At 42.2% G+C, this 20876-nt stretch carries 22 protein-coding genes; 16 read left to right on the top strand and 6 right to left on the bottom strand.

Annotation, left to right across the window (positions count from 1 at the left end; genetic code table 11):
* The first annotated feature begins 138 nt into the window (after positions 1 to 138).
* Both O3616_RS01225 and O3616_RS01220 read left to right on the top strand, forming a co-directional pair.
* Positions 139 to 969 carry a glycosyltransferase gene (locus O3616_RS01225; RefSeq protein ID WP_371637868.1) on the top strand — a complete coding sequence of 277 codons (831 nt, stop codon included), beginning with the start codon at positions 139 to 141 and terminating at the stop codon, positions 967 to 969.
* 191 nt (positions 970 to 1160) lie between these two features.
* On the top strand, positions 1161 to 3011 hold the full coding sequence (locus O3616_RS01220; RefSeq protein WP_070842100.1) for a nucleoside-diphosphate sugar epimerase/dehydratase: 1851 nt from the start codon (positions 1161 to 1163) through the stop codon (positions 3009 to 3011).
* 108 nt (positions 3012 to 3119) lie between these two features.
* Here the strand turns inward: O3616_RS01220 and O3616_RS01215 are convergent, their stop codons facing one another.
* Genes O3616_RS01215 through sdaAB form a run of 3 tightly spaced genes read right to left on the bottom strand, consistent with a single transcriptional unit; the run spans position 3120 to position 5326 of the window.
* Positions 3120 to 3752 (bottom strand): HAD family hydrolase, encoded by a 633-nt coding sequence (locus tag O3616_RS01215; RefSeq protein ID WP_049509901.1) that lies wholly within the window; start codon positions 3750 to 3752, stop codon positions 3120 to 3122.
* Between the two features lie 21 nt (positions 3753 to 3773).
* A complete protein-coding gene (sdaAA, locus tag O3616_RS01210; RefSeq protein ID WP_049509903.1) occupies positions 3774 to 4646 on the bottom strand; it encodes an L-serine ammonia-lyase, iron-sulfur-dependent, subunit alpha in 873 nt (290 codons plus the stop codon).
* Between the two features lie 8 nt (positions 4647 to 4654).
* Positions 4655 to 5326 (bottom strand): L-serine ammonia-lyase, iron-sulfur-dependent subunit beta, encoded by a 672-nt coding sequence (gene sdaAB / locus O3616_RS01205; protein ID WP_000838909.1) that lies wholly within the window; start codon positions 5324 to 5326, stop codon positions 4655 to 4657.
* 239 nt (positions 5327 to 5565) lie between these two features.
* Between sdaAB and O3616_RS01200 the strand changes: the two genes are divergently transcribed.
* A complete protein-coding gene (locus O3616_RS01200; RefSeq protein ID WP_371637867.1) occupies positions 5566 to 6216 on the top strand; it encodes a LysM peptidoglycan-binding domain-containing protein in 651 nt (216 codons plus the stop codon).
* A gap of 87 nt (positions 6217 to 6303) precedes the next feature.
* Here O3616_RS01200 and O3616_RS01195 read toward each other — a convergent pair whose 3' ends face one another.
* Positions 6304 to 7185: a hypothetical protein gene (locus tag O3616_RS01195; protein ID WP_371637866.1), complete on the bottom strand. Its 882-nt coding sequence runs from the start codon at positions 7183 to 7185 to the stop codon at positions 6304 to 6306.
* Between the two features lie 301 nt (positions 7186 to 7486).
* On the opposite strand from O3616_RS01195, the gene mnmA reads away from it, so the two are divergent.
* From mnmA to mnmG, 4 genes are all read left to right on the top strand, one after another.
* Positions 7487 to 8608 carry a tRNA 2-thiouridine(34) synthase MnmA gene (mnmA, locus tag O3616_RS01190; RefSeq protein WP_001282946.1) on the top strand — a complete coding sequence of 374 codons (1122 nt, stop codon included), beginning with the start codon at positions 7487 to 7489 and terminating at the stop codon, positions 8606 to 8608.
* A gap of 140 nt (positions 8609 to 8748) precedes the next feature.
* Complete coding sequence (locus O3616_RS01185; RefSeq protein ID WP_371637865.1) at positions 8749 to 9204, top strand: NUDIX hydrolase; 456 nt, start codon at positions 8749 to 8751, stop codon at positions 9202 to 9204.
* Between the two features lie 8 nt (positions 9205 to 9212).
* Complete coding sequence (locus O3616_RS01180) at positions 9213 to 9644, top strand: NUDIX hydrolase (RefSeq protein ID WP_000989471.1); 432 nt, start codon at positions 9213 to 9215, stop codon at positions 9642 to 9644.
* Entirely contained in the window at positions 9634 to 11547 is a 1914-nt protein-coding gene (gene mnmG, locus O3616_RS01175; RefSeq protein ID WP_049491213.1) for a tRNA uridine-5-carboxymethylaminomethyl(34) synthesis enzyme MnmG, read from the top strand. Before O3616_RS01180 ends, mnmG begins: the two co-directional genes overlap by 11 nt.
* 200 nt (positions 11548 to 11747) lie before the next feature.
* Here mnmG and rnjA read toward each other — a convergent pair whose 3' ends face one another.
* Both rnjA and O3616_RS01165 read right to left on the bottom strand, forming a co-directional pair.
* The gene (gene rnjA, locus O3616_RS01170; protein WP_004263010.1) at positions 11748 to 13427 is read right to left on the bottom strand and encodes a ribonuclease J1; all 1680 of its coding nucleotides are present in this window, start codon (positions 13425 to 13427) and stop codon (positions 11748 to 11750) included.
* A 1-nt stretch (position 13428) separates the two neighbouring features.
* The gene (locus O3616_RS01165) at positions 13429 to 13662 is read right to left on the bottom strand and encodes a DNA-dependent RNA polymerase subunit epsilon (RefSeq protein ID WP_000639575.1); all 234 of its coding nucleotides are present in this window, start codon (positions 13660 to 13662) and stop codon (positions 13429 to 13431) included.
* A 278-nt stretch (positions 13663 to 13940) separates the two neighbouring features.
* Between O3616_RS01165 and O3616_RS01160 the strand changes: the two genes are divergently transcribed.
* The 9 genes from O3616_RS01160 to O3616_RS01120 all read left to right on the top strand — a co-directional run bounded on the left by O3616_RS01160 (position 13941) and on the right by O3616_RS01120 (position 20735).
* Positions 13941 to 14156, top strand: coding sequence for a hypothetical protein (locus O3616_RS01160; RefSeq protein WP_224218121.1), 216 nt, complete (start codon positions 13941 to 13943; stop codon positions 14154 to 14156).
* Between the two features lie 421 nt (positions 14157 to 14577).
* Positions 14578 to 14775, top strand: a complete 198-nt coding sequence (locus tag O3616_RS01155; protein ID WP_371637864.1) for a hypothetical protein — start codon at positions 14578 to 14580, stop codon at positions 14773 to 14775.
* The gene (locus tag O3616_RS01150; protein WP_371637863.1) at positions 14765 to 15355 is read left to right on the top strand and encodes a hypothetical protein; all 591 of its coding nucleotides are present in this window, start codon (positions 14765 to 14767) and stop codon (positions 15353 to 15355) included. Before O3616_RS01155 ends, O3616_RS01150 begins: the two co-directional genes overlap by 11 nt.
* A 1094-nt stretch (positions 15356 to 16449) precedes the next feature.
* Positions 16450 to 17133 carry a tRNA (adenosine(37)-N6)-threonylcarbamoyltransferase complex dimerization subunit type 1 TsaB gene (gene tsaB / locus O3616_RS01145; protein WP_371637862.1) on the top strand — a complete coding sequence of 228 codons (684 nt, stop codon included), beginning with the start codon at positions 16450 to 16452 and terminating at the stop codon, positions 17131 to 17133.
* Complete coding sequence (gene rimI, locus O3616_RS01140) at positions 17130 to 17567, top strand: ribosomal protein S18-alanine N-acetyltransferase (RefSeq protein ID WP_371637861.1); 438 nt, start codon at positions 17130 to 17132, stop codon at positions 17565 to 17567. Before tsaB ends, rimI begins: the two co-directional genes overlap by 4 nt.
* Positions 17557 to 18567 (top strand): tRNA (adenosine(37)-N6)-threonylcarbamoyltransferase complex transferase subunit TsaD, encoded by a 1011-nt coding sequence (gene tsaD / locus O3616_RS01135; protein WP_371637860.1) that lies wholly within the window; start codon positions 17557 to 17559, stop codon positions 18565 to 18567. The genes rimI and tsaD overlap by 11 nt, the downstream gene beginning before the upstream one ends.
* 119 nt (positions 18568 to 18686) lie before the next feature.
* Entirely contained in the window at positions 18687 to 19382 is a 696-nt protein-coding gene (locus O3616_RS01130; protein WP_080978381.1) for an AzlC family ABC transporter permease, read from the top strand.
* A complete protein-coding gene (locus tag O3616_RS01125) occupies positions 19372 to 19695 on the top strand; it encodes an AzlD domain-containing protein (RefSeq protein ID WP_020901825.1) in 324 nt (107 codons plus the stop codon). The genes O3616_RS01130 and O3616_RS01125 overlap by 11 nt, the downstream gene beginning before the upstream one ends.
* Positions 19696 to 19904: 209 nt before the next feature.
* Positions 19905 to 20735, top strand: coding sequence for an amino acid ABC transporter substrate-binding protein (locus tag O3616_RS01120; RefSeq protein WP_020901826.1), 831 nt, complete (start codon positions 19905 to 19907; stop codon positions 20733 to 20735).
* Positions 20736 to 20876: the final 141 nt, after the last annotated feature.

Below are 20876 nucleotides of genomic sequence, written 5' to 3'. Positions count from 1 at the left end.
CTGATTTTAATAACAGCTTATTTTAAGGCTTTTTCACTATAATGTCAAGTAAGGTTTTGGGCTTTCAAGATAAAAATGGGAAAGTCTTGAAAATTATGATAAAATAGTGGAAGGAAATCTATACATTGGAGAAAAACTGTGTCTGAAAAGCAAAAAATCAGCGTATTGATGTCGGTCTATATCAAGGAAAATCCGACATTTTTAAAGGATGCTATTGAGAGTGTTCAAAATCAGACCCTGAAACCGAGCGAGTTGGTTTTGGTTGAGGATGGGCCTTTGACACCAGAACTCTATCAGGTATTAGACCAGCTTGAAGCTGAGTCTGATATTCCAGTGAAACGCTATCCTCTTGAGCAGAATCAAGGTTTGGGTCTGGCTCTTCGACAGGGTGTTTTGCAGTGTCAGTACGATATCATCGCTCGTATGGATACGGATGATATAGCTGTTCCAGATCGTTTTGAGAAACAGGTTCAGCTAATGGAGAAGGACAACCTCGACCTATTAGGTGGACATATTGCAGAGTTTATTGACAACCCTGATGAGATTGTTTCTTACCGTCGTGTTCCAACCCAGCATGCAGATATTGTAGCTTATCAAAGGATGAGAAGTGCCTTTAACCACATGACTGTCATGTTTAAGAAGGACATGGTTCTCAAGGCAGGCAACTATGAGGATGGCCTTTATATGGAGGATGACCTCCTCTGGCTCAATATGATTGCTGCAGGAGCTAAGACTGGAAATCTGGATCAAATCTTGTGTCAGGTTCGTGTCGGAGCAGGGATGTTTGAGCGTCGTGGGGGACTGCGTTACCTCAAACTCTATCGTCAGGCTCGTCAGCGCATGCTGAAGAGAGGGCAAATTTCTTACATGGAGTATGCCAAGAGTGTTGCCATTCAGATGGTGGTTGCCCTTTGTCCAGGATTTATCAGACAGTTTATTTTTATGAAACTGTTACGAAAAAGCAAGTAAAAGATTGTAGCAAATCATAAACTGGATAAAAAGTGTTATAATAACAATATAATACTCTTCGAAAATCAAATTCAAACCGCGTCAACGTCGCCTTGCCGTACTCAAGTACAGCCTGCGGCTAGTTTCCTAGTTTGCTCTTTGATTTTCATTGAGTATAATCATCCAGCTCTTTTAAGGAGGAGTAAATTTCTATGAATAAAAAACTCACAGATTATGTGATTGATCTGGTGGAAATTTTAAATAAACAACAAAAACAGGTTTTCTGGGGAATATTTGATATTTTGAGTATGGTGGTTTCCATCATTGTATCTTATATTTTATTCTACGGCTTGATTAATCCAGCACCTGTTGACTACATTATCTATACGAGTTTGGCCTTCCTGTTCTATCAATTGATGATTGGATTTTGGGGGTTGAACGCTAGTATTAGTCGTTACAGCAAGATTACGGATTTCATGAAAATCTTTTTTGGTGTGACTGCTAGCAGTATCTTGTCATATAGTATCTGCTATGCCTTCTTGCCTCTCTTCTCCATCCGTTTTATCGTGCTCTTTATCTTGTTGAGTACTTTCTTAATTTTATTGCCACGGATTACTTGGCAGTTAATCTACTCTAAACGCAAAAAGGGAAGTGGTGATGGAGAACACCGTCGGACCTTCTTAATTGGTGCCGGTGATGGTGGAGCTCTCTTTATGGATAGTTACCAACATCCAACTAGTGAATTAGAACTTGTCGGTATTTTGGATAAGGATGCGAAGAAAAAGGGCCAAAAACTTGGTGGAATCCCTGTTTTGGGTTCATATGATGATCTGCCTGAATTAGCCAAACGCCATCAAATCGAGCGTGTTATCGTTGCGATTCCGTCGCTTGACCCGTCAGAATATGAACGTATCTTACAGATGTGTAATAAGCTGGGTGTCAAATGTTACAAGATGCCTAAGGTTGAAACCGTTGTTCAGGGACTTCACCAAGCAGGTACTGGCTTCCAAAAAATTGATATTACAGACCTTTTGGGACGTCAGGAAATTCGTCTTGATGAATCGCGTCTGGGCGCAGAACTGACAGGTAAGACAATCTTGGTTACAGGTGCTGGTGGCTCAATCGGTTCTGAAATCTGTCGCCAAGTTAGTCGTTTCAATCCTGAACGCATCGTTTTGCTCGGTCATGGGGAAAATTCAATCTACCTTGTTTATCATGAATTGATTCGCAAGTTCCAAGGGATTGATTATGTACCAGTTATTGCCGATATTCAAGACTATGACCGTTTGTTGCAAGTCTTTGAGCAGTACAAGCCAGCTATTGTTTATCATGCGGCAGCCCACAAGCACGTTCCTATGATGGAGCGCAATCCAAAAGAAGCCTTCAAAAACAATATTCGTGGAACTTATAATGTTGCTAAGGCTGTTGATGAAGCTAAAGTACCTAAGATGGTTATGATTTCGACAGATAAGGCGGTTAATCCACCAAATGTTATGGGAGCAACCAAGCGCGTGGCTGAGTTGATTGTCACTGGCTTTAACCAACGTAGCCAATCAACCTACTGTGCAGTTCGTTTTGGGAATGTACTTGGTAGCCGTGGTAGTGTGATTCCAGTCTTTGAACGTCAGATTGCTGAAGGTGGGCCTGTAACGGTGACAGATTTCCGCATGACCCGTTACTTTATGACTATTCCAGAAGCTAGCCGTCTGGTCATCCATGCTGGTGCTTATGCTAAAGATGGAGAAGTCTTTATCCTTGATATGGGTAAACCAGTCAAGATTTATGACTTGGCCAAGAAAATGGTCCTTCTAAGTGGACACACCGAAAGCGAAATTCCAATTGTTGAAGTTGGAATCCGTCCAGGTGAAAAACTCTACGAAGAACTCTTGGTATCAACCGAACTCGTTGATAACCAAGTTATGGATAAGATTTTCGTGGGTAAGGTCAATGTCATGCCTCTAGAAGCCATCGATCAAAAGATTGAAGAGTTCCGCACTCTTAGTGGAGATGAGTTGAAGCAAGCTATTATCGCCTTTGCCAATCAAACAACCCACGTTGAATAAAAAAGAAAAACGCATATTATCAGGTCTGAAGAATCTTGGTAATATGCGTTTTGTTATGTAGAGACTTGCTCCATTTTCTTCTGGAATGGAGTCGTTGTCCAGTCTATGTTATTGAAAATACTCCAAAACTTCTATGGGTTTGTGGGCGATATAATCAGGTTGATAGTTTAGCAAGTCTGCTTGCTCTCCAAATCCCCAAGTGACGGCCAATTTCTGAATGCCTGTTTCTTGAGCTCCAAGCATATCAAACTTGGTATCTCCGATGATGATGGTTTGTTCCGGTGCTAGTTGATGTGTCTGCAAGGCTTGGCGAATGACATCTGCCTTATGGGGTGCTTCAGGGCTGGAACCATAAATGCCATCAAAGAAATGATAGATTCCTAAGTTTTTAGTCATGTCTTGAGCGGTTGGAGTATTCTTTGTAGTGGTGATATAAAGAGGGTAATTGCTCGATAATTTCTCAAGCAAGTCTACAATCTGAGGAAAGAGTTGAGCTTCATGGATGCCTTTTGCCTTGTAGTAAGAACGGTATATCTGCACGGCCTCAGAAATTTGTTCTTTGGGCAGGCAGGTCGCAAAACTACTTTCAAGGGGCGGTCCCATAAAACCACGAATAGTTTTGGTATCAGGACTAGGCACTCCCAGCTCCTTAAAGGTATGAGTAAAGGCATTGTGAATCCCGATAGAACTATCAACGAGGGTTCCGTCCAGATCGAAAAAAATCGCTGTGATAGAGGTCATGGTTTCTCCTATTTGATAAGCTTATTCTCCGAAAATTTCTTTTTGCAGGCGACGACCAGTAGGGGTGGCAGCGAGTCCACCTTCAGCTGTTTCACGAAAGGCAGTTGGCATGCTTGACCCCACTTGGTACATGGCATCGATAACTTCATCCACAGGAATTTTAGATTCGATACCTGCCAGGGCCATGTCTGCTGCGATGAAGGCAAAGCTGGCTCCCATGGCATTACGTTTGACACAGGGAACTTCGACCAAGCCGGCAACAGGGTCACAGATAAGGCCCAGCATATTTTTAATGACAAAGGCAATGGCCTGACTGGCCTGATAAGGTGTTCCACCGGCAGCTAGAGTCAAGGCTGCAGCACTCATAGCAGAGGCCGAACCAACCTCGGCCTGACAGCCACCTTCAGCACCTGAGATAGAGGCATTATTTGCGATGACTAGTCCAAAGGCACCGGCAGCAAAGAGGAAATCCAGCTGTTGCTCGTGGCTGAGGTCTAATTTTTCAATAGCAGCAGTGAGAACGGAAGGGAGACAGCCAGCACTTCCAGCAGTTGGAGTAGCGCAGACCAAGCCCATTTTAGCATTGTGTTCATTGACTGCGATAGCATTTCGGGCAGCAGAGAGAATCGTGTAATCTGACAGAGTTTTTCCGTTTTTAATGTAGTGATCCAATTTGGCAGCATCTCCACCTGTCAGGCCACTACGAGATTTATTTTCATTGAGGCCGAGTTGGACAGAGGCTTTCATGACTTCCAGATTGCGTTCCATGAGAAGGAAGACTTCTTCACGTTCGCGACCGGTCAATTCAAACTCTGTTGTAATCATGAGTTCTGCGACATTTCCTTGAAAGTCCAGATCTGCTTGCTCGACCAATTCTTTGATAGAATAAAACATGCTTCCTCCTATTTAAAGAAATTGACATTGTGGAGATGAGGGATTTTTCGAATTTCTTCGATAGCCTCATCACAGTTGCGACTGTCAACTTCGATAATCATAATAGCTTTTTCACCAGCTTTTTCACGAGTGACATTCATCTGGGCGATATTGATATCATAGCGGGAGAGTGCCTCCGTAACAAGGGCAATCATACCTGGAATATCTTGATGAACGATGATGATAGTTGGTGTATTCATATTAAGAGAGACAGCAAAGCCATTGAGTTCGGTTACCTGAATATTCCCTCCACCGATAGAAATACCAGTCACACTGATAGTTTTATGGGCATTTTTAACGGTGATTTTAGTAGTGTTAGGGTGAGGGGCATTGCTGTCTTTCTGAATAGTCCAGACAATCTTGATACCACGCTTGTGGGCAATTTCCAGACTGTTTGGGATTTCAGGATCATCTGTATCCATGCCCAAAATACCTGCAACAAGAGCTAGGTCTGTTCCGTGACCTCGATAGGTTTTGGCAAATGAGTTAAATAGTTGGAATTCGACTTCTGTCGGAGTATCATCAAAAATGGAAGAGACAATCTTCCCAATACGGACAGCACCAGCTGTATGGCTACTAGATGGGCCAATCATAACTGGTCCGATGATATCAAAGACAGATTGAAAACGAAGTGATTTCATCAGTTTCCCCTTATAAAAATTCTTATCTCTATTATATCAAAGAATGAAGGTCTTGGCTTTAATTGTGGATGAAAACCTTTTTACACTACAAATAGCATAAAAAAGCATCTTTTGTAACAAAAAATAGCTTATTTAGGGAAATAAAAAATAATTTTGTAATATTTCTACATAAAAGTGTCAAGAAACGGTAATATTTAAAGGGTATGATAGAACTATAGAAAGAAGGAGAATTTTCAAATATGAAATCAACAACTAAAAAGATTAAAACAACTCTTGCAGGAGTAGCTGCCTTGTTTGCAGTATTTGCTCCATCATTTGTATCTGCTCAAGAATCATCAACTTACACTGTTAAAGAAGGTGATACACTTTCAGAAATCGCTGAAACTCACAACACAACTGTTGAGAAATTGGCAGAAAACAACCACATCGACAACATTCATTTGATTTATGTTGGTCAAGAGTTGGTTATCGATGGCCCTGTAGCGCCTGTTGCAACACCAGCGCCAGCTACTTATGCAGCACCAGCTGCTCAAGATGAAACTGTTTCAGCTCCAGTAGCAGAAACTACAGAAGTAGCAGAGGAAGCAGCTCCAGTGGCAAGCGCACCTGCAGCAGAAGAAACAGTTGCTTCAACAGAAGCTTCAGCACCTGCTGCAACTGTAAGTGGATCTGAAGCAGAAGCTAAAGAATGGATTGCTCAAAAAGAATCAGGTGGTAGCTATACAGCTACAAATGGCCAATACATTGGACGTTACCAATTGACAGATTCATACTTGAACGGTGACTACTCAGCTGCTAACCAAGAACGTGTAGCAGATGCTTACGTTGCAGGACGCTACGGTTCATGGACTGCTGCTAAAAACTTCTGGCTTAACAACGGTTGGTATTAAGAAATAGAAAAAGAGCCTTTGATGGCTCTTTTTGTGTGCTTTTATTTGACAAAAGACAATTTTTAAATAGTAGTAATAACAGATTGCTTACGGCTGACGAGATTCTGGAGTTTCTCCAGCTGAATTAGTGCGATTATTACTGTTAGCATCGGGAACTTCAGCATTATTACTATTATTATTGGTATTCGTATCTCCTTGGGCTCCTGCAGTATCAGTAACTTGATCTCGTGTATTGACAGCAGTGTTTCCCCCACTTCTAGCACTATCAGATGAATATTGCTCGCTTGCAGGTGCTTGTGAATTATATCTGTTCCTATTTGACTCAGTATAGTTTGGAGTGTAGCTACCTCCTTCTGAAGAATAGCTTTCTCTTCCCTCAACGTTACTAGTCGTTTCTGTTTCTTTTTTATTAGACTTTTGTTCTTCTTCTTTTTTGGTCAAGACTTCAGCTTGCTTTTGGAATTTTGAAATCAGTTCTTGAATGGGTTTTATTTTTTCATCAATAGTAGCTTGTTCGCTTGTGGAGTTGACACTTTTAATAATTTCTAGTATTTTTTGTAAGGAAGTGATGGCTGTTTCAAGTGCTTGTTTATCTTCAAACTGGCTATCGGATTCCTTTATATCCAATTTTAAAGCTTTTTCAGTATAATGATTAGTGATTTTATCGGCCGTAGAAGTAAGAAAATCTGTTAATGTCTTTTTGCCTTCGTCAGTGGTAGGCTTTACTTCTTGAATTTTTTTCCAATCCTCTATAATCGTTTCAGAATCAATATTGAAGTTTTTAATAGCATTTTTTACTTGTTCGACATCTTGTCCATTCTTATGTTGTTTGCTGAGAGCGATGTTCCCTCTCTCTGCTTGGATATGTTCTTGATGAATGACTAAACCTATTAAAAGTCCAAGCCCTACAACAATAATGATAGTAAAAATAGTATTTTTTGATGTTAGAATATCTTTGTAGTTTTTCACAATCGTACTACGTACATGGATGGTAGTATCTTAAAGGGATCATGTACGACTTCCTCCTCATTACAGTATATCATTTTTAGCTTATTTTATAAATAAGTTTATAAGTAGAATCGAGATTTAACTATTCATTGCCCTTTTTGTAATTATATTTCTGTTTTTATCAGAGAGAATATCAGATTATCAGCCTCTTTCTTGTCTTCTCTAACCAAGCATGTTATAATGAATACTGCTCAAGCGACCTTCAATCGTGAAGCACACACGACCTTCAATCGTGAATAAACGAATAGATGGGAGACTTACCATGAGTGATAACTCTAAAACACGTGTTGTCGTGGGGATGAGTGGTGGTGTCGATTCGTCGGTGACAGCTCTTCTTCTCAAGGAGCAGGGCTACGATGTGATCGGTATCTTCATGAAGAACTGGGATGACACAGATGAAAACGGCGTCTGTACGGCGACCGAAGATTACAAGGATGTGGCTGCGGTGGCAGACCAGATTGGCATTCCTTACTACTCTGTCAACTTTGAAAAAGAGTACTGGGACCGCGTTTTCGAGTATTTCCTAGCGGAATACCGTGCAGGACGCACACCAAATCCAGATGTTATGTGTAACAAGGAAATCAAGTTTAAGGCCTTTTTGGACTATGCCATGACCCTGGGTGCAGACTATGTGGCGACTGGGCATTATGCTCGAGTAGCGCGTGATGAGGATGGCATCGTTCACATGCTTCGTGGTGTGGATAATGGCAAGGATCAGACCTATTTCCTCAGCCAACTGTCGCAAGAACAACTTCAAAAAACCATGTTCCCACTGGGACATTTGGAAAAGCCTGAAGTTCGCAGACTAGCAGAAGAAGCAGGACTTGCGACTGCTAAGAAGAAAGACTCGACAGGGATTTGCTTTATCGGAGAAAAGAACTTTAAAAACTTTCTCAGCAACTACCTGCCAGCTCAGCCAGGTCGCATGATGACTGTGGATGGTCGCGATATGGGAGAGCATGCTGGTCTTATGTACTATACGATTGGTCAGCGTGGCGGCCTCGGTATCGGTGGGCAACATGGTGGTGACAATGCACCTTGGTTCGTTGTCGGAAAAGATCTAAGCAAGAATATTCTCTATGTAGGCCAAGGTTTCTATCATGATTCGCTCATGTCAACCAGCCTAGAGGCTAGTCAAGTCCACTTTACTCGTGAGATGCCAGAGGAATTTACGCTAGAATGCACAGCAAAATTCCGCTACCGTCAGCCTGATTCTAAGGTGACCGTCCATGTCAAAGGAGACAAGGCAGAAGTCATCTTTGCAGAACCGCAACGCGCCATTACACCAGGACAGGCAGTTGTCTTTTACGATGGCGAAGAGTGTCTAGGTGGTGGTTTGATTGACAATGCTTACCGGGATGGACAAGTTTGTCAGTACATTTAGATTGACAAATTTTCTCAATTTGCTACAATAATAAAAGCAATAGAAATGATGGTCAAAGCTCATGGATGTTGCAGGCTTTTTTGTCCTGCACTTCTTTGGAGTTTTGACTGTTTTTGTGTCGTTTAAGGGAAAGGACAAGAATGACTCAGCAAGACTTTCGGACAAAAGTAGGAAATACAGTTTTTGGTGTTCGGGCGACAGCCTTGATTCTCCAAAATCGCAAGTTTCTAGTCACCAAAGATAAGGGCAAGTATTACACTATCGGCGGTGCGATTCAAGTCAATGAAAGCACGGAAGACGCGGTAGTCCGTGAAGTGAGGGAAGAACTGGGTGTCGAAGCCCAAGCTGGGCAACTAGCTTTTGTGGTTGAAAATCGTTTTGAACAGGACGATGTTTCCTATCACAATATCGAGTTTCATTATCTAGTGGACTTGCTTGAAGATGCCCCATTGACCATGCAGGAAGATGAGAAAAGGCAACCCTGTGAATGGATTGATATAGACAAGCTTGAGGGTATCAATCTAGTCCCAGCCTTTCTAAAAACAGCCCTACCAGATTGGGACGGCCAACTAAGACACATTCATCTTGAGGAATAGGAGAGAAAATGATGGTTAAGCTTATTGCCCATGTACTTGTTCATAGTGGTGGTGATTATTTGCTCATTCAGCGTTCGGAAATTAAAAGAGGAGAACCCAACGTTTATCCAACTTACTGGGATATTCCTGGTGGTGGGGTTGAAAAGGGTGAACTTCCGCGAGACGGTGCTCTTAGAGAATGCATTGAAGAAGCGGGAGTTAGGCTAGATAGCAGTTCGCTCAAACTTCTTCACGAAGATAGTCAACTGGATACCTCTAAGGATACTGTCTTTACTCGTTTAGTTTATAAAGCAGAGTGGGTTGGGGAGAAACCAATTATCAGATTAGATCCTGAAGAGCATACACACTTTAAATGGGTTACCATGGATCAAGCTCTAGAGGAGGAGAAGTTGGTTCCTTATTTGCGAGAAATTTTTGAAAGGTTAAGAAATGACTTATAATTTTACAGAAGAATACGATATTATTGTAATTGGTGCGGGACACGCTGGGGTTGAGGCTTCCTTGGCTGCTAGCCGTATGGGTTGTAAGGTCTTGCTTGCGACCATTAACATTGAAATGCTGGCTTTCATGCCATGTAATCCCTCTATCGGTGGTTCTGCCAAGGGAATTGTCGTGCGTGAAGTTGATGCCCTCGGTGGCGAAATGGCCAAAACCATTGATAAGACTTACATCCAGATGAAGATGCTCAATACTGGGAAAGGTCCAGCTGTCCGTGCTCTTCGTGCGCAGGCTGACAAGGAGCTTTACTCTAAGGAAATGCGCAAGACAGTTGAAAATCAAGAAAATCTGACCCTTCGTCAAACCATGATTGATGAGATTTTGGTGGAAGATGGCAAGGTTGTCGGTGTGCGTACAGCGACCCATCAAGAATATGCTGCCAAGGCTGTTATCGTGACGACAGGGACTGCCCTCCGTGGGGAAATTATCATTGGAGACCTTAAGTATTCATCAGGTCCTAACCACAGCTTGGCTTCTATTAACCTTGCTGACAACCTCAAGGAATTGGGTCTCGAAATTGGTCGTTTCAAGACAGGAACTCCTCCACGTGTCAAGGCTTCTTCTATCAACTACGATGTGACAGAGATTCAGCCAGGAGACGAAGCGCCTAATCACTTCTCATACACTTCGCGTGATGAGGATTATGTCAAGGACCAAGTGCCATGCTGGTTGACCTATACCAATGGTACCAGTCATGAGATTATCCAAAATAACCTCCACCGTGCGCCTATGTTTACAGGTGTGGTCAAGGGAGTGGGGCCTCGTTACTGTCCATCGATTGAAGACAAGATTGTGCGCTTTGCAGACAAGGAACGTCACCAACTCTTCCTTGAGCCAGAAGGGCGCAATACTGAGGAAGTCTATGTTCAAGGACTTTCAACCAGTCTGCCTGAGGATGTCCAGCGTGACTTGGTTCATTCCATCAAAGGTTTGGAAAATGCAGAGATGATGCGAACAGGTTATGCCATTGAGTATGATATGGTCTTGCCTCATCAGTTGCGTGCGACTCTGGAAACCAAGAAAATCTCAGGTCTTTTCACTGCTGGTCAGACCAATGGAACGTCAGGTTACGAAGAAGCTGCTGGCCAAGGGATTATCGCTGGGATCAATGCGGCTCTGAAAATCCAAGGCAAACCTGAGTTGATTTTGAAGCGCAGTGACGGATATATTGGGGTCATGATTGACGACTTGGTGACCAAGGGAACGATTGAACCTTATCGCCTTTTGACTAGTCGTGCCGAATACCGCCTCATTCTCCGCCATGACAATGCTGATATGCGTTTGACTGAGATGGGACGTGAGATTGGCCTTGTTGACGATGAACGCTGGGCTCGTTTTGAAATTAAGAAAAATCAATTTGAAAATGAGATGAAACGCCTAGACAGCATCAAACTCAAGCCAGTCAAGGAAACCAATGCCAAGGTTGAGGAGATGGGCTTCAAGCCGTTGACCGATGCAGTGACAGCCAAGGAATTCCTTCGCCGCCCAGAAGTTTCTTATCAAGATGTGGTGGCTTTTATCGGACCAGCTGCAGAGGACTTGGATGACAAGATTATCGAATTGATTGAAACAGAAATCAAGTATGAAGGCTACATTTCCAAAGCCATGGACCAGGTTGATAAGATGAAACGCATGGAAGAAAAACGCATTCCAGCCAATATTGATTGGGATGACATTGATTCTATCGCAACCGAAGCTCGTCAGAAGTTCAAACTTATCAATCCAGAAACCATCGGCCAAGCTAGCCGTATTTCGGGAGTAAACCCAGCAGATATTTCTATTTTGATGGTGTATCTTGAAGGTAAAAATCGTAGTATTTCTAAAACTCTTCAAAAATCAAAATGATACGTCGTCGGCCTCTTACGAATGAGTTCAAAGCTTGGCTTTGATTCATCTACAGCCTCCCATAGTTCCCCGAACTATGGGAGCTAACTTGAGTTATGCTTTCGCCTAGCCTTCTAGTCTGATTTCGATTTTTATTGAGTTTTAATATCAAAAGAAAGCATAGAGAAAAACAGCTCCGTCTTCGGGGCTGTTTTCTTGCTTTATTCTTCATCTGGTGTGAGGATCATCGGGATAATAATCGGTTCACGTTCGGTATTTTCATAGAGGAAGGGGCGAATAGCGTTGACAATGGCACCATTGACAGATTGAACGCTAGCATCCTTATTTTTCAGTGCGATACGAATTGCATTGAAGAGGATGCGTTGGCTTTGGCGAATCAAGTCGCCAGACTCTCTCATGTAGACAAAGCCTCGGCTGAGGATGTCTGGACCAGATAGAATCATCTGTGATTTGAAGTCAACAGTTGCGACTGCCAGAACGACACCGTCTTCAGATAGATCACGACGATCTTTGAGGACAGCAGCACCGATCTCACCGATACGATTTCCATCGACATAGATGTCTTGGGCGTTGAAATGACCTGCGATACGAGCTGAGTCAGCAGTAAGGGCGAGCACATCACCATTGCTCATGATAAAGATATTGTCCTTCTCAACACCAGTATCTACCGCTAGTCCAGCGTGGACTTTTTGCATGCGGTATTCACCGTGGACAGGCATGAAGTATTTTGGTTTAATCAAGCGGAGCATGAGTTTTTGCTCTTGCTGGCCACCGTGTCCAGATGTATGGATATTGTTAACTTTACCGTGGATAACTTCGACACCAGCTTCAGAAATGATGTTAATCAGTTTGTTGACGCTAGTAGTGTTTCCAGGGATTGGACTTGAAGAGAAGATAACAGTATCACCTGGTTGGAGTTGCACCTGGCGGTGGGTTCCGTTGGCGATACGAGAGAGGGCTGCCATAGGCTCGCCCTGACTACCTGTACAGAGGATCAGAATTTCGCCTGCAGGGTAGTCTTTGATTTCATTTGGCTCGATAAAGGTTCCTTTAGGAGCTTTGATGTAGCCAAGTTCGATTCCGTTGACAATGGCCTTTTCCATCGAACGACCAAAGACCGCAATCTTACGTCCAGTCTTAACAGCGGCTTCTGTTGCTTGTTGGAGACGGAAGATATTTGAGGCAAAAGATGCAAAGATGATACGTCCTTCGATACCTTGGATAATCTTCATGATGGACTGACCAACGACTTTTTCAGAGTTGGTAAAGGTTGGCACTTCTGCATTTGTTGAGTCAGACAGGAGACAGAGCACGCCTTCTTCACCAAGGGCAGCCATACGGTGCAAGTCCGCAGGTTCTCCAACTGGCGTGAAGTCGAACTTGAAGTCACCCGTACAGACGATTTTCCCTTGAGGAGTATGAATAACAATCCCCAAAGGCTCTGGAATGGAGTGAGTCGTTCTAAAGAAAGTTGCCTTGAGATTTTTAAAGGTCAACTCAGTATTGTGATTGATTTCGTAAAGTTTGGCGTTGCGCAAGAGGCCATGTTCTTCGAGTTTTCCACGGATTAAAGCCAAGGCAAGCGGTCCAGCATAGATAGGGACATTTGCTTGCTTGAGCAGGAATGGAATCCCACCGATGTGGTCCTCGTGTCCGTGTGTGATCAAAACAGCCTTGACGCGGTCGATGTTGTCCACGATGTAAGAGTAGTCAGGAATGACATAGTCGATACCCAGTAAGTCATCTTCTGGGAATTTAATCCCAGCATCGACGATGATAATCTCATCTTGGTATTCAATCCCGTAAGTGTTTTTCCCGATTTCTCCCAGACCACCGATGGCAAAAACGCCGACTTCTTCAGGTTTAAGAGTGTAGGCCATATTAGAACTCCGTGATTTCGAAAGCGCCAGTTTCTTTTTCGTAATCTAGCAATTTGTCAGACAAGCGTTCGATATACTCGATGTTGTACTCTGGGCGATTTTCTTCGACAAGTTGGCGAGCAGCGATACGGCCCTCAAGTTCTGAGCTGGCATCAATGTCTAGGTAAAGTGCGCGTGTTGTTTCACGACGTGGGCTACGTTCTTTTGTTTCTTGATAAAAAACTTTGTAAATCATATAGTTCCTTTCTATTTACAGGTCAGCTTATTCCAAACTTTTAGCATAGATTTGCTTGATTTCATTCCATTTTGTGTCTAGATTGACCTTGATTCGTTACAATTATTTCAATTATACCACAAAATGAAAAATTAGTAAAAGACGGAAACGAGAAAGTCATGGGGCGATTCGTCGAGTAAACGCTTGCAAAAAAACAAAAATGTGTTATATTGATAACGGAAGTGAAATTTATTGCTTGTCATAATTCCATATAGTTTTTAAGTCAAGGAGGTTGCCCTATGTATAACTTATTTGCTTTTGCTATCGGAGCTCGCTTGGTAGCTTTTATTGTTTTTGTTGCTTGCGTTTATGCGGGAAATCTTCTATTTGCCAAACTGGAACAACGACAAAGCAAGTTCTTGTGGAAAATTACCTTTGTGACTCTCTACTCGCTTTTTCTCCTCCTCGTAACCTATGTCGTTTGGTTTGTATTTTACTTTGGATTAAATGCTTAGATGCCCTACTTATGCTGGGGCATTTTTGTTTGGGGGTAAAAAATAGAAAAACTCTTGATTGAGGTCAAGAGGCAGTTTCAAATCTAGAGCAACAAAAAAATGAGAGGACCAATGGTAGTCAGGGGTCTTTACAGCTCAAAGCTGAAGGCAGTCCCAAACCTGTACCAGAAGTTGGTACCTTTGAACGTTCTGTTACCAGTCGCCCTACGTTATCCTCTCAATATTTATATTTTACTATAACTTACTGAGGGAATCAACTTTAAAAGCATCAAAAATCCCTTGACCGAAGTCAAGAACCAATGTTAAAATGGAGAAAAATGTTATAAGGAGAATTATTAGATGAATGAAACCGTTGAGACAACATTGTTATTAAATCTATTCTATTATCAGAATGAAACATATTCAAGAAACGAAGTTTTCATTGAATCCAAAAAGAGAAAAGCTATTTCAATTAATTTTAGATGAATATGCTGATGAACTAAAAGAAATTGATGAAGATTTATATAATGAATATAAAGAAACAATTACTTTTCTTGAAGGTATTTCAGAAGATGAATATCAAAATATTAAAAATAAAATTATCGAAAGTGTAAAGGAATTTATAAAGAATGAGAGATGATATGAGACCGACATTTAAACAAGTAAGAGACTACTTTATTAATAAAGAGGCGAAACCTCCCATCACTAATGAATATATGAAAACAGGATATGGGCAAAAAAGAAAAGGAGGCTATATTGGATATATTGATTTCGCTGAGGTTTGTTCTTCACAAGGAGAATACATTTCAAAAGATGAACAGCATAATAAAAATTATGAAGTTCTTAAAAACTGTATAGAGAAAAATTTATTTGAAGAATATGAACTATCTTATCTGCGGAAAATGAGTGATATCTCGATTTTAGACTTGAACTTAGATGATAAATGTGAACCAAATCAAAAATGGCATCTATATGTTTCATTGTTTGCTCAGACAATAATTGAAATCAAAAATGAAGGTAAAACTGCTGAAGACTTGTGGATAACACAGTTTCGTAAATATCCGAGCTTACAACTAAAATTATGGATGGCCGAAGTTGTAGGGCTAGGCGTGCAAGAAATTGGTGATGCCATTAAGAATAATGCAGGTAAGAGCAAAGTAAACAACTTGATTAGAGAAATATCCTGGGATGCTATTTTTGAGAAAGTATATAGTATATAAATAATCAATTAAAAAACTTCATAGGAGATGTAATGGATCTCACTGAGTAATATGTGAGAATTCAAGGATAATATTGAAAAGTCTCTGTTTTAGGTCGAAAAAGAAAAAGCTCTTGAGAAATCTCGAGAGCAAATAAAAAAGCTGAGACAAAACTCGGGGATTTTCCTGGAGCAGTCCAGGTGGCAGCACCTCTACCTGAAGCGAATGCATCGCAACCTCTGAATGACTTGTCACCAAATCAAACTCGATCTCAGTCTTTACTTAATTCTATCATCTATGAGGTTAAGAAGTCAATCTATAAGTATAACGATGTAGAAATAGCAAGATGGAGTGGAGTGCTTACTAAAAGGCAAAGACAAGCACTTAATTTAAGAGTAATCAAAAAGAGAGGACGTATCTACACATGGGGTTTTTACAGCTCAAAGCTGAGGGCAGTCCCACACTCGTACCAGAAGTTGGTACCTTTGAACGCTCTGTTACCAGTCGCCCTACGTTATCCTCTCAATATTTACATGTTACTATAACTTACTGAGGGAATCAACTTTAAAAGTATCAAAAAGCTCCTGACCGAAGTCAAGAGCCGTCAAACACTGGGGGCGAATTGTTCAATCGCAATTCCAGTTCTTTAGAAACCAAAGTTTCAGGGATAGCACTGCAACCCGAAGAGTCAAAGACTCAACCTGATTTTCCTACCAGTGTTGAATTACATTTTAACATTGATAGACCAACATAGTCAACAGTTTATATAAAAATAGGAATACCAAAAGTAGGATTAAGAATGTTTAGTTTGTTTGAATTTACGATAGGGTTGGCCTCTTGGTGTTTATAGTTTTTGTAGCCTGTTTCTAAGGGGGAATGCTCTGTTTGTATATCTGGGACACCCAAAAAAAATTCCTTTAGAAGCTTGCTTTTGTGACGCTCTATTCAATTTTTATCCTCCTTGTAACCTATGTCGTTTGGTTTGTATTTTACTTTGGATTAAATGCTTAGATGCCCTGCTCATGCTGGGGCATTTTTATTTGGGGGCAAAGAAAATTCCCATGTGCCAGCTTTTGTAGTATAATAGTAAGCAGACCAAAAGATAGGAATGTGTTATGAAAGTATTAGCTTTTGATACGTCCAGCAAGGCTCTTTCTCTCGCTATTTTAGAGGACAAGCAGGTTCTTGCCGAGACGACGATTAATATCAAGAAAAATCACAGTATTACCCTCATGCCTGCCATCGATTTTTTGATGGCAAGTTTGGATTGGACACCCAAGGATTTGGATCGAATCGTGGTAGCGGAAGGGCCAGGTAGCTACACAGGTTTGCGAATTGCGGTAGCAACTGCCAAGACTTTGGCTCATACCCTGAACATTGAGTTAGTTGGTATGTCGAGCCTCTTGGCTCTGGTGCCCTACCAACAAGAAGGCCTGTTCGTTCCTTTGATGGATGCGCGTCGCAACAATGTTTATGCAGGATTTTATGAAAATACCAAACCTGTCATGCCAGAAGCACACCTATCTTTTGAAGAGGTGCTAGAAAAAGTCAAGGGTGCTAGTCAGGTAACCTTTGTCGGAGAAATTGGAACCTTTGTGGAGCAGATTCAAGAACATTTGCCAAGGACTGATTACAAAGAAACCTTGCCTAATGCAGCCAATCTTGCTCTTTGGGCCTGGGACAAGGAAGCAGATTCCTTGCACGACTTTGTGCCGAACTACCTCAAACGTGTTGAGGCTGAGGAAAACTGGCTCAAGAACCATACCGATTCTGATGAGTCCTACATTAAACGCCTATGATAGAAATCAAACGAACTCAACAGCAACCTGACTTGGCTCAAGCCATCTACGCTGTTATGATAGCTGTTTACCCAGTCAGTCCTTGGACGCTGGAACAAATCCAAGCAGACCTGTCCCAAGACCAGACTTGGTATGCTCTAGCTTATGATGGGGCAGAGGTGATTGGCTTTCTAGCCGTGCAGGAGAATCTTTTTGAAGCAGAAGTCCTGCAAATTGCTGTTAAAGGAGCCTATCAGGGCCAGGGTATTGCCTCGGCCTTGTTTGCTCAATTGCCGACAGACAAGGAGATTTTCCTCGAAGTCAGAAAGTCAAACCAACGAGCGCAAGCATTTTACAAAAAAGAAAAGATGGCAGTCATCGCTGAGAGAAAGGCCTACTACCATGATCCAGTCGAGGACGCCATCATCATGAAGAGAGAAATAGATGAAGGATAGATATATTTTAGCATTTGAAACATCCTGTGATGAGACTAGTGTTGCCGTCTTGAAAAACGACGATGAGCTCTTGTCCAATGTCATTGCTAGTCAAATTGAGAGTCACAAACGTTTTGGTGGCGTAGTGCCGGAAGTAGCCAGTCGTCACCATGTCGAGGTCATTACAGCCTGTATCGAGGAGGCACTAGCAGAAGCAGGGATTACCGAAGAGGACGTGACAGCTGTGGCGGTTACCTATGGACCAGGCTTGGTCGGAGCCTTACTAGTTGGTTTGTCAGCTGCTAAGGTCTTTGCTTGGGCACATGGACTTCCATTGATTCCTGTTAACCACATGGCTGGTCACCTCATGGCCGCTCAAAGTGTGGAGCCTTTGGAGTTTCCCTTGCTAGCCCTCTTGGTCAGCGGTGGACACACAGAGTTGGTTTATGTTTCTGAGGCTGGTGACTACAAGATTGTTGGAGAAACGCGAGATGACGCGGTTGGTGAGGCTTATGATAAGGTCGGCCGTGTCATGGGCTTGACCTATCCTGCAGGTCGTGAGATTGATGAGCTAGCTCATCAGGGACAGGATATTTATGATTTCCCCCGTGCCATGATTAAGGAAGATAATCTAGAGTTTTCATTCTCAGGTTTGAAGTCTGCCTTTATCAATCTTCACCACAATGCCGAGCAAAAGGGAGAAAGTCTGTCTACAGAGGACTTGTGTGCTTCCTTCCAAGCAGCAGTCATGGATATTCTTATGGCTAAAACCAAGAAAGCCTTGGAAAAATACCCTGTCAAAACTCTGGTTGTGGCAGGTGGCGTGGCAGCCAATAAAGGCCTCAGAGAACGCCTAGCAGCCGAAATCACAGATGTCAAGGTCATCATCCCCCCACTGCGTCTATGCGGAGACAATGCAGGCATGATTGCCTATGCCAGCGTCAGCGAGTGGAACAAAGAAAACTTCGCAGGCTTGAACCTCAATGCCAAACCAAGTCTCGCTTTTGATACTATGGAATAAAATAGAGTCTGTCTGATTACAATCAGCAGACTTTTTTCTCTTCCCTGAATGTGTTATAATAGTCCATGCTGTGGCTGGAACCGATTCAGCCCACTTATTAAGACAATACGAGGAGAAAGATGAAAGAAAAAGGATTTTGGGAGGGGGCGCAGGCAGCCATGCCAACGGCCCTGGGTTATGTCAGTATCGGACTGGCCTGTGGGATTATTGGTGCGCCCTATGTGACACCTGTTGAGATGGGCTTGATGAGCCTCTTTGTTTATGCTGGGAGTGCCCAGTTTGCCATGTTGGCCTTGATTGCGGTTCAAGCACCTGTAGCTGCCATTGCCATGACGGTCTTTTTGATTAATTTGCGTCTCTTTTTATTGAGTTTGCATGCGTCAACTTATTTCCGTCACACTAGTCTATGGCACAATATCGGTATGTCTAGTATCTTGACGGACGAGACCTACGGCGTCTTGATGGGTGAATTGGCCCATACAGACAAGGTCAATCCTATGTGGATGCACGGAAATAATCTCAACAGCTATGTGGCTTGGTTTGTGGGGACAGTAGTCGGAACGGCTCTGGGTGGCCTACTGCCAAATCCAGAAATCTTTGGCTTGGATTTTGCCCTGGTTGGGATGTTCATCGGCATTTTTGCTTCGCAATTCCAGATTATGCAAAGACGGATTCCTGTCCGCAATCTGCTCATTATCCTAGCAGTTGTTGCGGTGTCCTTCTTTTTACTCTTAACAGTGGTGTCTCAGTCGCTAGCTGTTCTGTTTGCGACGCTACTTGGTTGTACAACGGGGGTGGTTTTAGATGGTCAGTAAGTATCTTTTATTAGCAGTTATTTTCTCTGGCTTAGTGACTTGGATTCCCCGTATGATTCCCTTCATCTTGGTCAAGTATAAGGGTTTGCCTGCAATCGTTGAGCGTTTTTTGAAGTTCTTGCCCGTTTCTATTATCTTTGCCTTGATTCTTTCAAGCGTAGTGACAGGCAAGGTTGGCAGCCTTCCTCAAATCAAATGGCTGGACTTCTTAGCAGTCTTTCCAACAGCTTGGGTAGCCTTTCGCTATCGTAATCTAGTCGGCACAGTTCTCTTTGGAGTTGTCTTGATTGGAGTCTTGCGTTTGGTCTTTTAATACTCTTCGAAAATCAAATTCAAACCACGTCAGCGTCGCCTTACCGTACTCAAGTACAGCTTGCGGCTAGCTTCCTAGTTTGCTCTTTGATTTTCATTGAGTATAAATCAGCCATAAAGAAAACCTATCACAGAGATAGATATCATATAATGGCGTAAATGTTTTTTTTCTGTTAAGATTATAAGGTATTCTATTTTGGAGGAAATGACATGAAAAAAATCGTTAAATACTCATCTCTTGCTGCCCTAGGGCTTGTTGCTGCAGGTGTGCTAGCAGCTTGCTCAGGTGGTGCTAAGAAAGAAGGAGAAGCAGCTAGCAAGAAAGAAATTATCGTTGCAACCAATGCTTCACCAAAACCATTCAACTATGAAGAAAATGGTGAATTGACTGGTTATGAAATTGAAGTGGTTCGCGCTATCTTTAAAGACTCTGACAAGTATGATGTCAAGTTTGAGAAGACAGAGTGGTCAGGTGTCTTTGCAGGACTTGATGCTGACCGTTACCAAATGGCCGTTAACAACATCAGCTACACTAAAGAACGTGCTGAAAAATACCTTTACGCAGCGCCAACCGCTAAAAACCCTAACGTTCTTGTAGTGAAAAAAGATGATTCTAGCATCAAATCGCTTGATGATATCGGTGGAAAATCAACAGAAGTTGTTCAAGGGACAACATCTGCTAAACAGTTAGAAGACTACAACAAACAACACTCAGATAATCCAACTGTCCTTAACTATACTAGAGCTGACTTCCAACAAATCATGGGACGTTTGAGCGATGGCCAGTTTGACTACAAGATTTTTGATAAAATCGGTGTTGAAACAGTTATCAAGAACCAAGGTTTGGACAACTTGAAAGTTATCGAACTTCCAAGCGACCAACAACCTTACGTTTACCCACTTCTTGCCAAAGGTCAAGATGAGTTGAAAACATTTGTAGACAAACGCATCCAAGAACTCTACAAAGACGGAACCCTTGAAAAATTGTCTAAACAATTCTTCGGAGACACTTATCTACCAGCAGAAGCTGATATTAAATAATTTCTTGAAATCATCCATTCTGAGTAAGGTGGGTGATTTCTCAATTTTTAGTGATATAGTTTTAAACTATATATCTGACTATCTAATAACAATTTGTGAAATCAAACAAATTGTGAGATACTAGTACGGTATTATTTTTAA

Origin of the sequence: Streptococcus sp. 27098_8_86 (assembly GCF_041432595.1) — a bacterium.
Taxonomy (GTDB): Bacteria; Bacillota; Bacilli; order Lactobacillales; family Streptococcaceae; genus Streptococcus; species Streptococcus pneumoniae_F.
This window is presented reverse-complemented; position numbering and strand designations above follow the sequence as displayed.

Coding starts and splice junctions, on each gene's coding strand:
- O3616_RS01220 (WP_070842100.1), top strand. CDS start 1,161: ATGAATAAAAAACTCACAGATTATGTGATTGATCTGGTGGAAATTTTA.
- O3616_RS01215 (WP_049509901.1), bottom strand. CDS start 3,752: ATGACCTCTATCACAGCGATTTTTTTCGATCTGGACGGAACCCTCGTT.
- sdaAA (WP_049509903.1), bottom strand. CDS start 4,646: ATGTTTTATTCTATCAAAGAATTGGTCGAGCAAGCAGATCTGGACTTT.
- sdaAB (WP_000838909.1), bottom strand. CDS start 5,326: ATGAAATCACTTCGTTTTCAATCTGTCTTTGATATCATCGGACCAGTT.
- O3616_RS01200 (WP_371637867.1), top strand. CDS start 5,566: ATGAAATCAACAACTAAAAAGATTAAAACAACTCTTGCAGGAGTAGCT.
- mnmA (WP_001282946.1), top strand. CDS start 7,487: ATGAGTGATAACTCTAAAACACGTGTTGTCGTGGGGATGAGTGGTGGT.
- O3616_RS01185 (WP_371637865.1), top strand. CDS start 8,749: ATGACTCAGCAAGACTTTCGGACAAAAGTAGGAAATACAGTTTTTGGT.
- O3616_RS01180 (WP_000989471.1), top strand. CDS start 9,213: ATGATGGTTAAGCTTATTGCCCATGTACTTGTTCATAGTGGTGGTGAT.
- mnmG (WP_049491213.1), top strand. CDS start 9,634: ATGACTTATAATTTTACAGAAGAATACGATATTATTGTAATTGGTGCG.
- rnjA (WP_004263010.1), bottom strand. CDS start 13,427: ATGGCCTACACTCTTAAACCTGAAGAAGTCGGCGTTTTTGCCATCGGT.
- O3616_RS01165 (WP_000639575.1), bottom strand. CDS start 13,662: ATGATTTACAAAGTTTTTTATCAAGAAACAAAAGAACGTAGCCCACGT.
- O3616_RS01160 (WP_224218121.1), top strand. CDS start 13,941: ATGTATAACTTATTTGCTTTTGCTATCGGAGCTCGCTTGGTAGCTTTT.
- O3616_RS01150 (WP_371637863.1), top strand. CDS start 14,765: ATGAGAGATGATATGAGACCGACATTTAAACAAGTAAGAGACTACTTT.
- tsaB (WP_371637862.1), top strand. CDS start 16,450: ATGAAAGTATTAGCTTTTGATACGTCCAGCAAGGCTCTTTCTCTCGCT.
- rimI (WP_371637861.1), top strand. CDS start 17,130: ATGATAGAAATCAAACGAACTCAACAGCAACCTGACTTGGCTCAAGCC.
- tsaD (WP_371637860.1), top strand. CDS start 17,557: ATGAAGGATAGATATATTTTAGCATTTGAAACATCCTGTGATGAGACT.
- O3616_RS01130 (WP_080978381.1), top strand. CDS start 18,687: ATGAAAGAAAAAGGATTTTGGGAGGGGGCGCAGGCAGCCATGCCAACG.
- O3616_RS01125 (WP_020901825.1), top strand. CDS start 19,372: ATGGTCAGTAAGTATCTTTTATTAGCAGTTATTTTCTCTGGCTTAGTG.
- O3616_RS01120 (WP_020901826.1), top strand. CDS start 19,905: ATGAAAAAAATCGTTAAATACTCATCTCTTGCTGCCCTAGGGCTTGTT.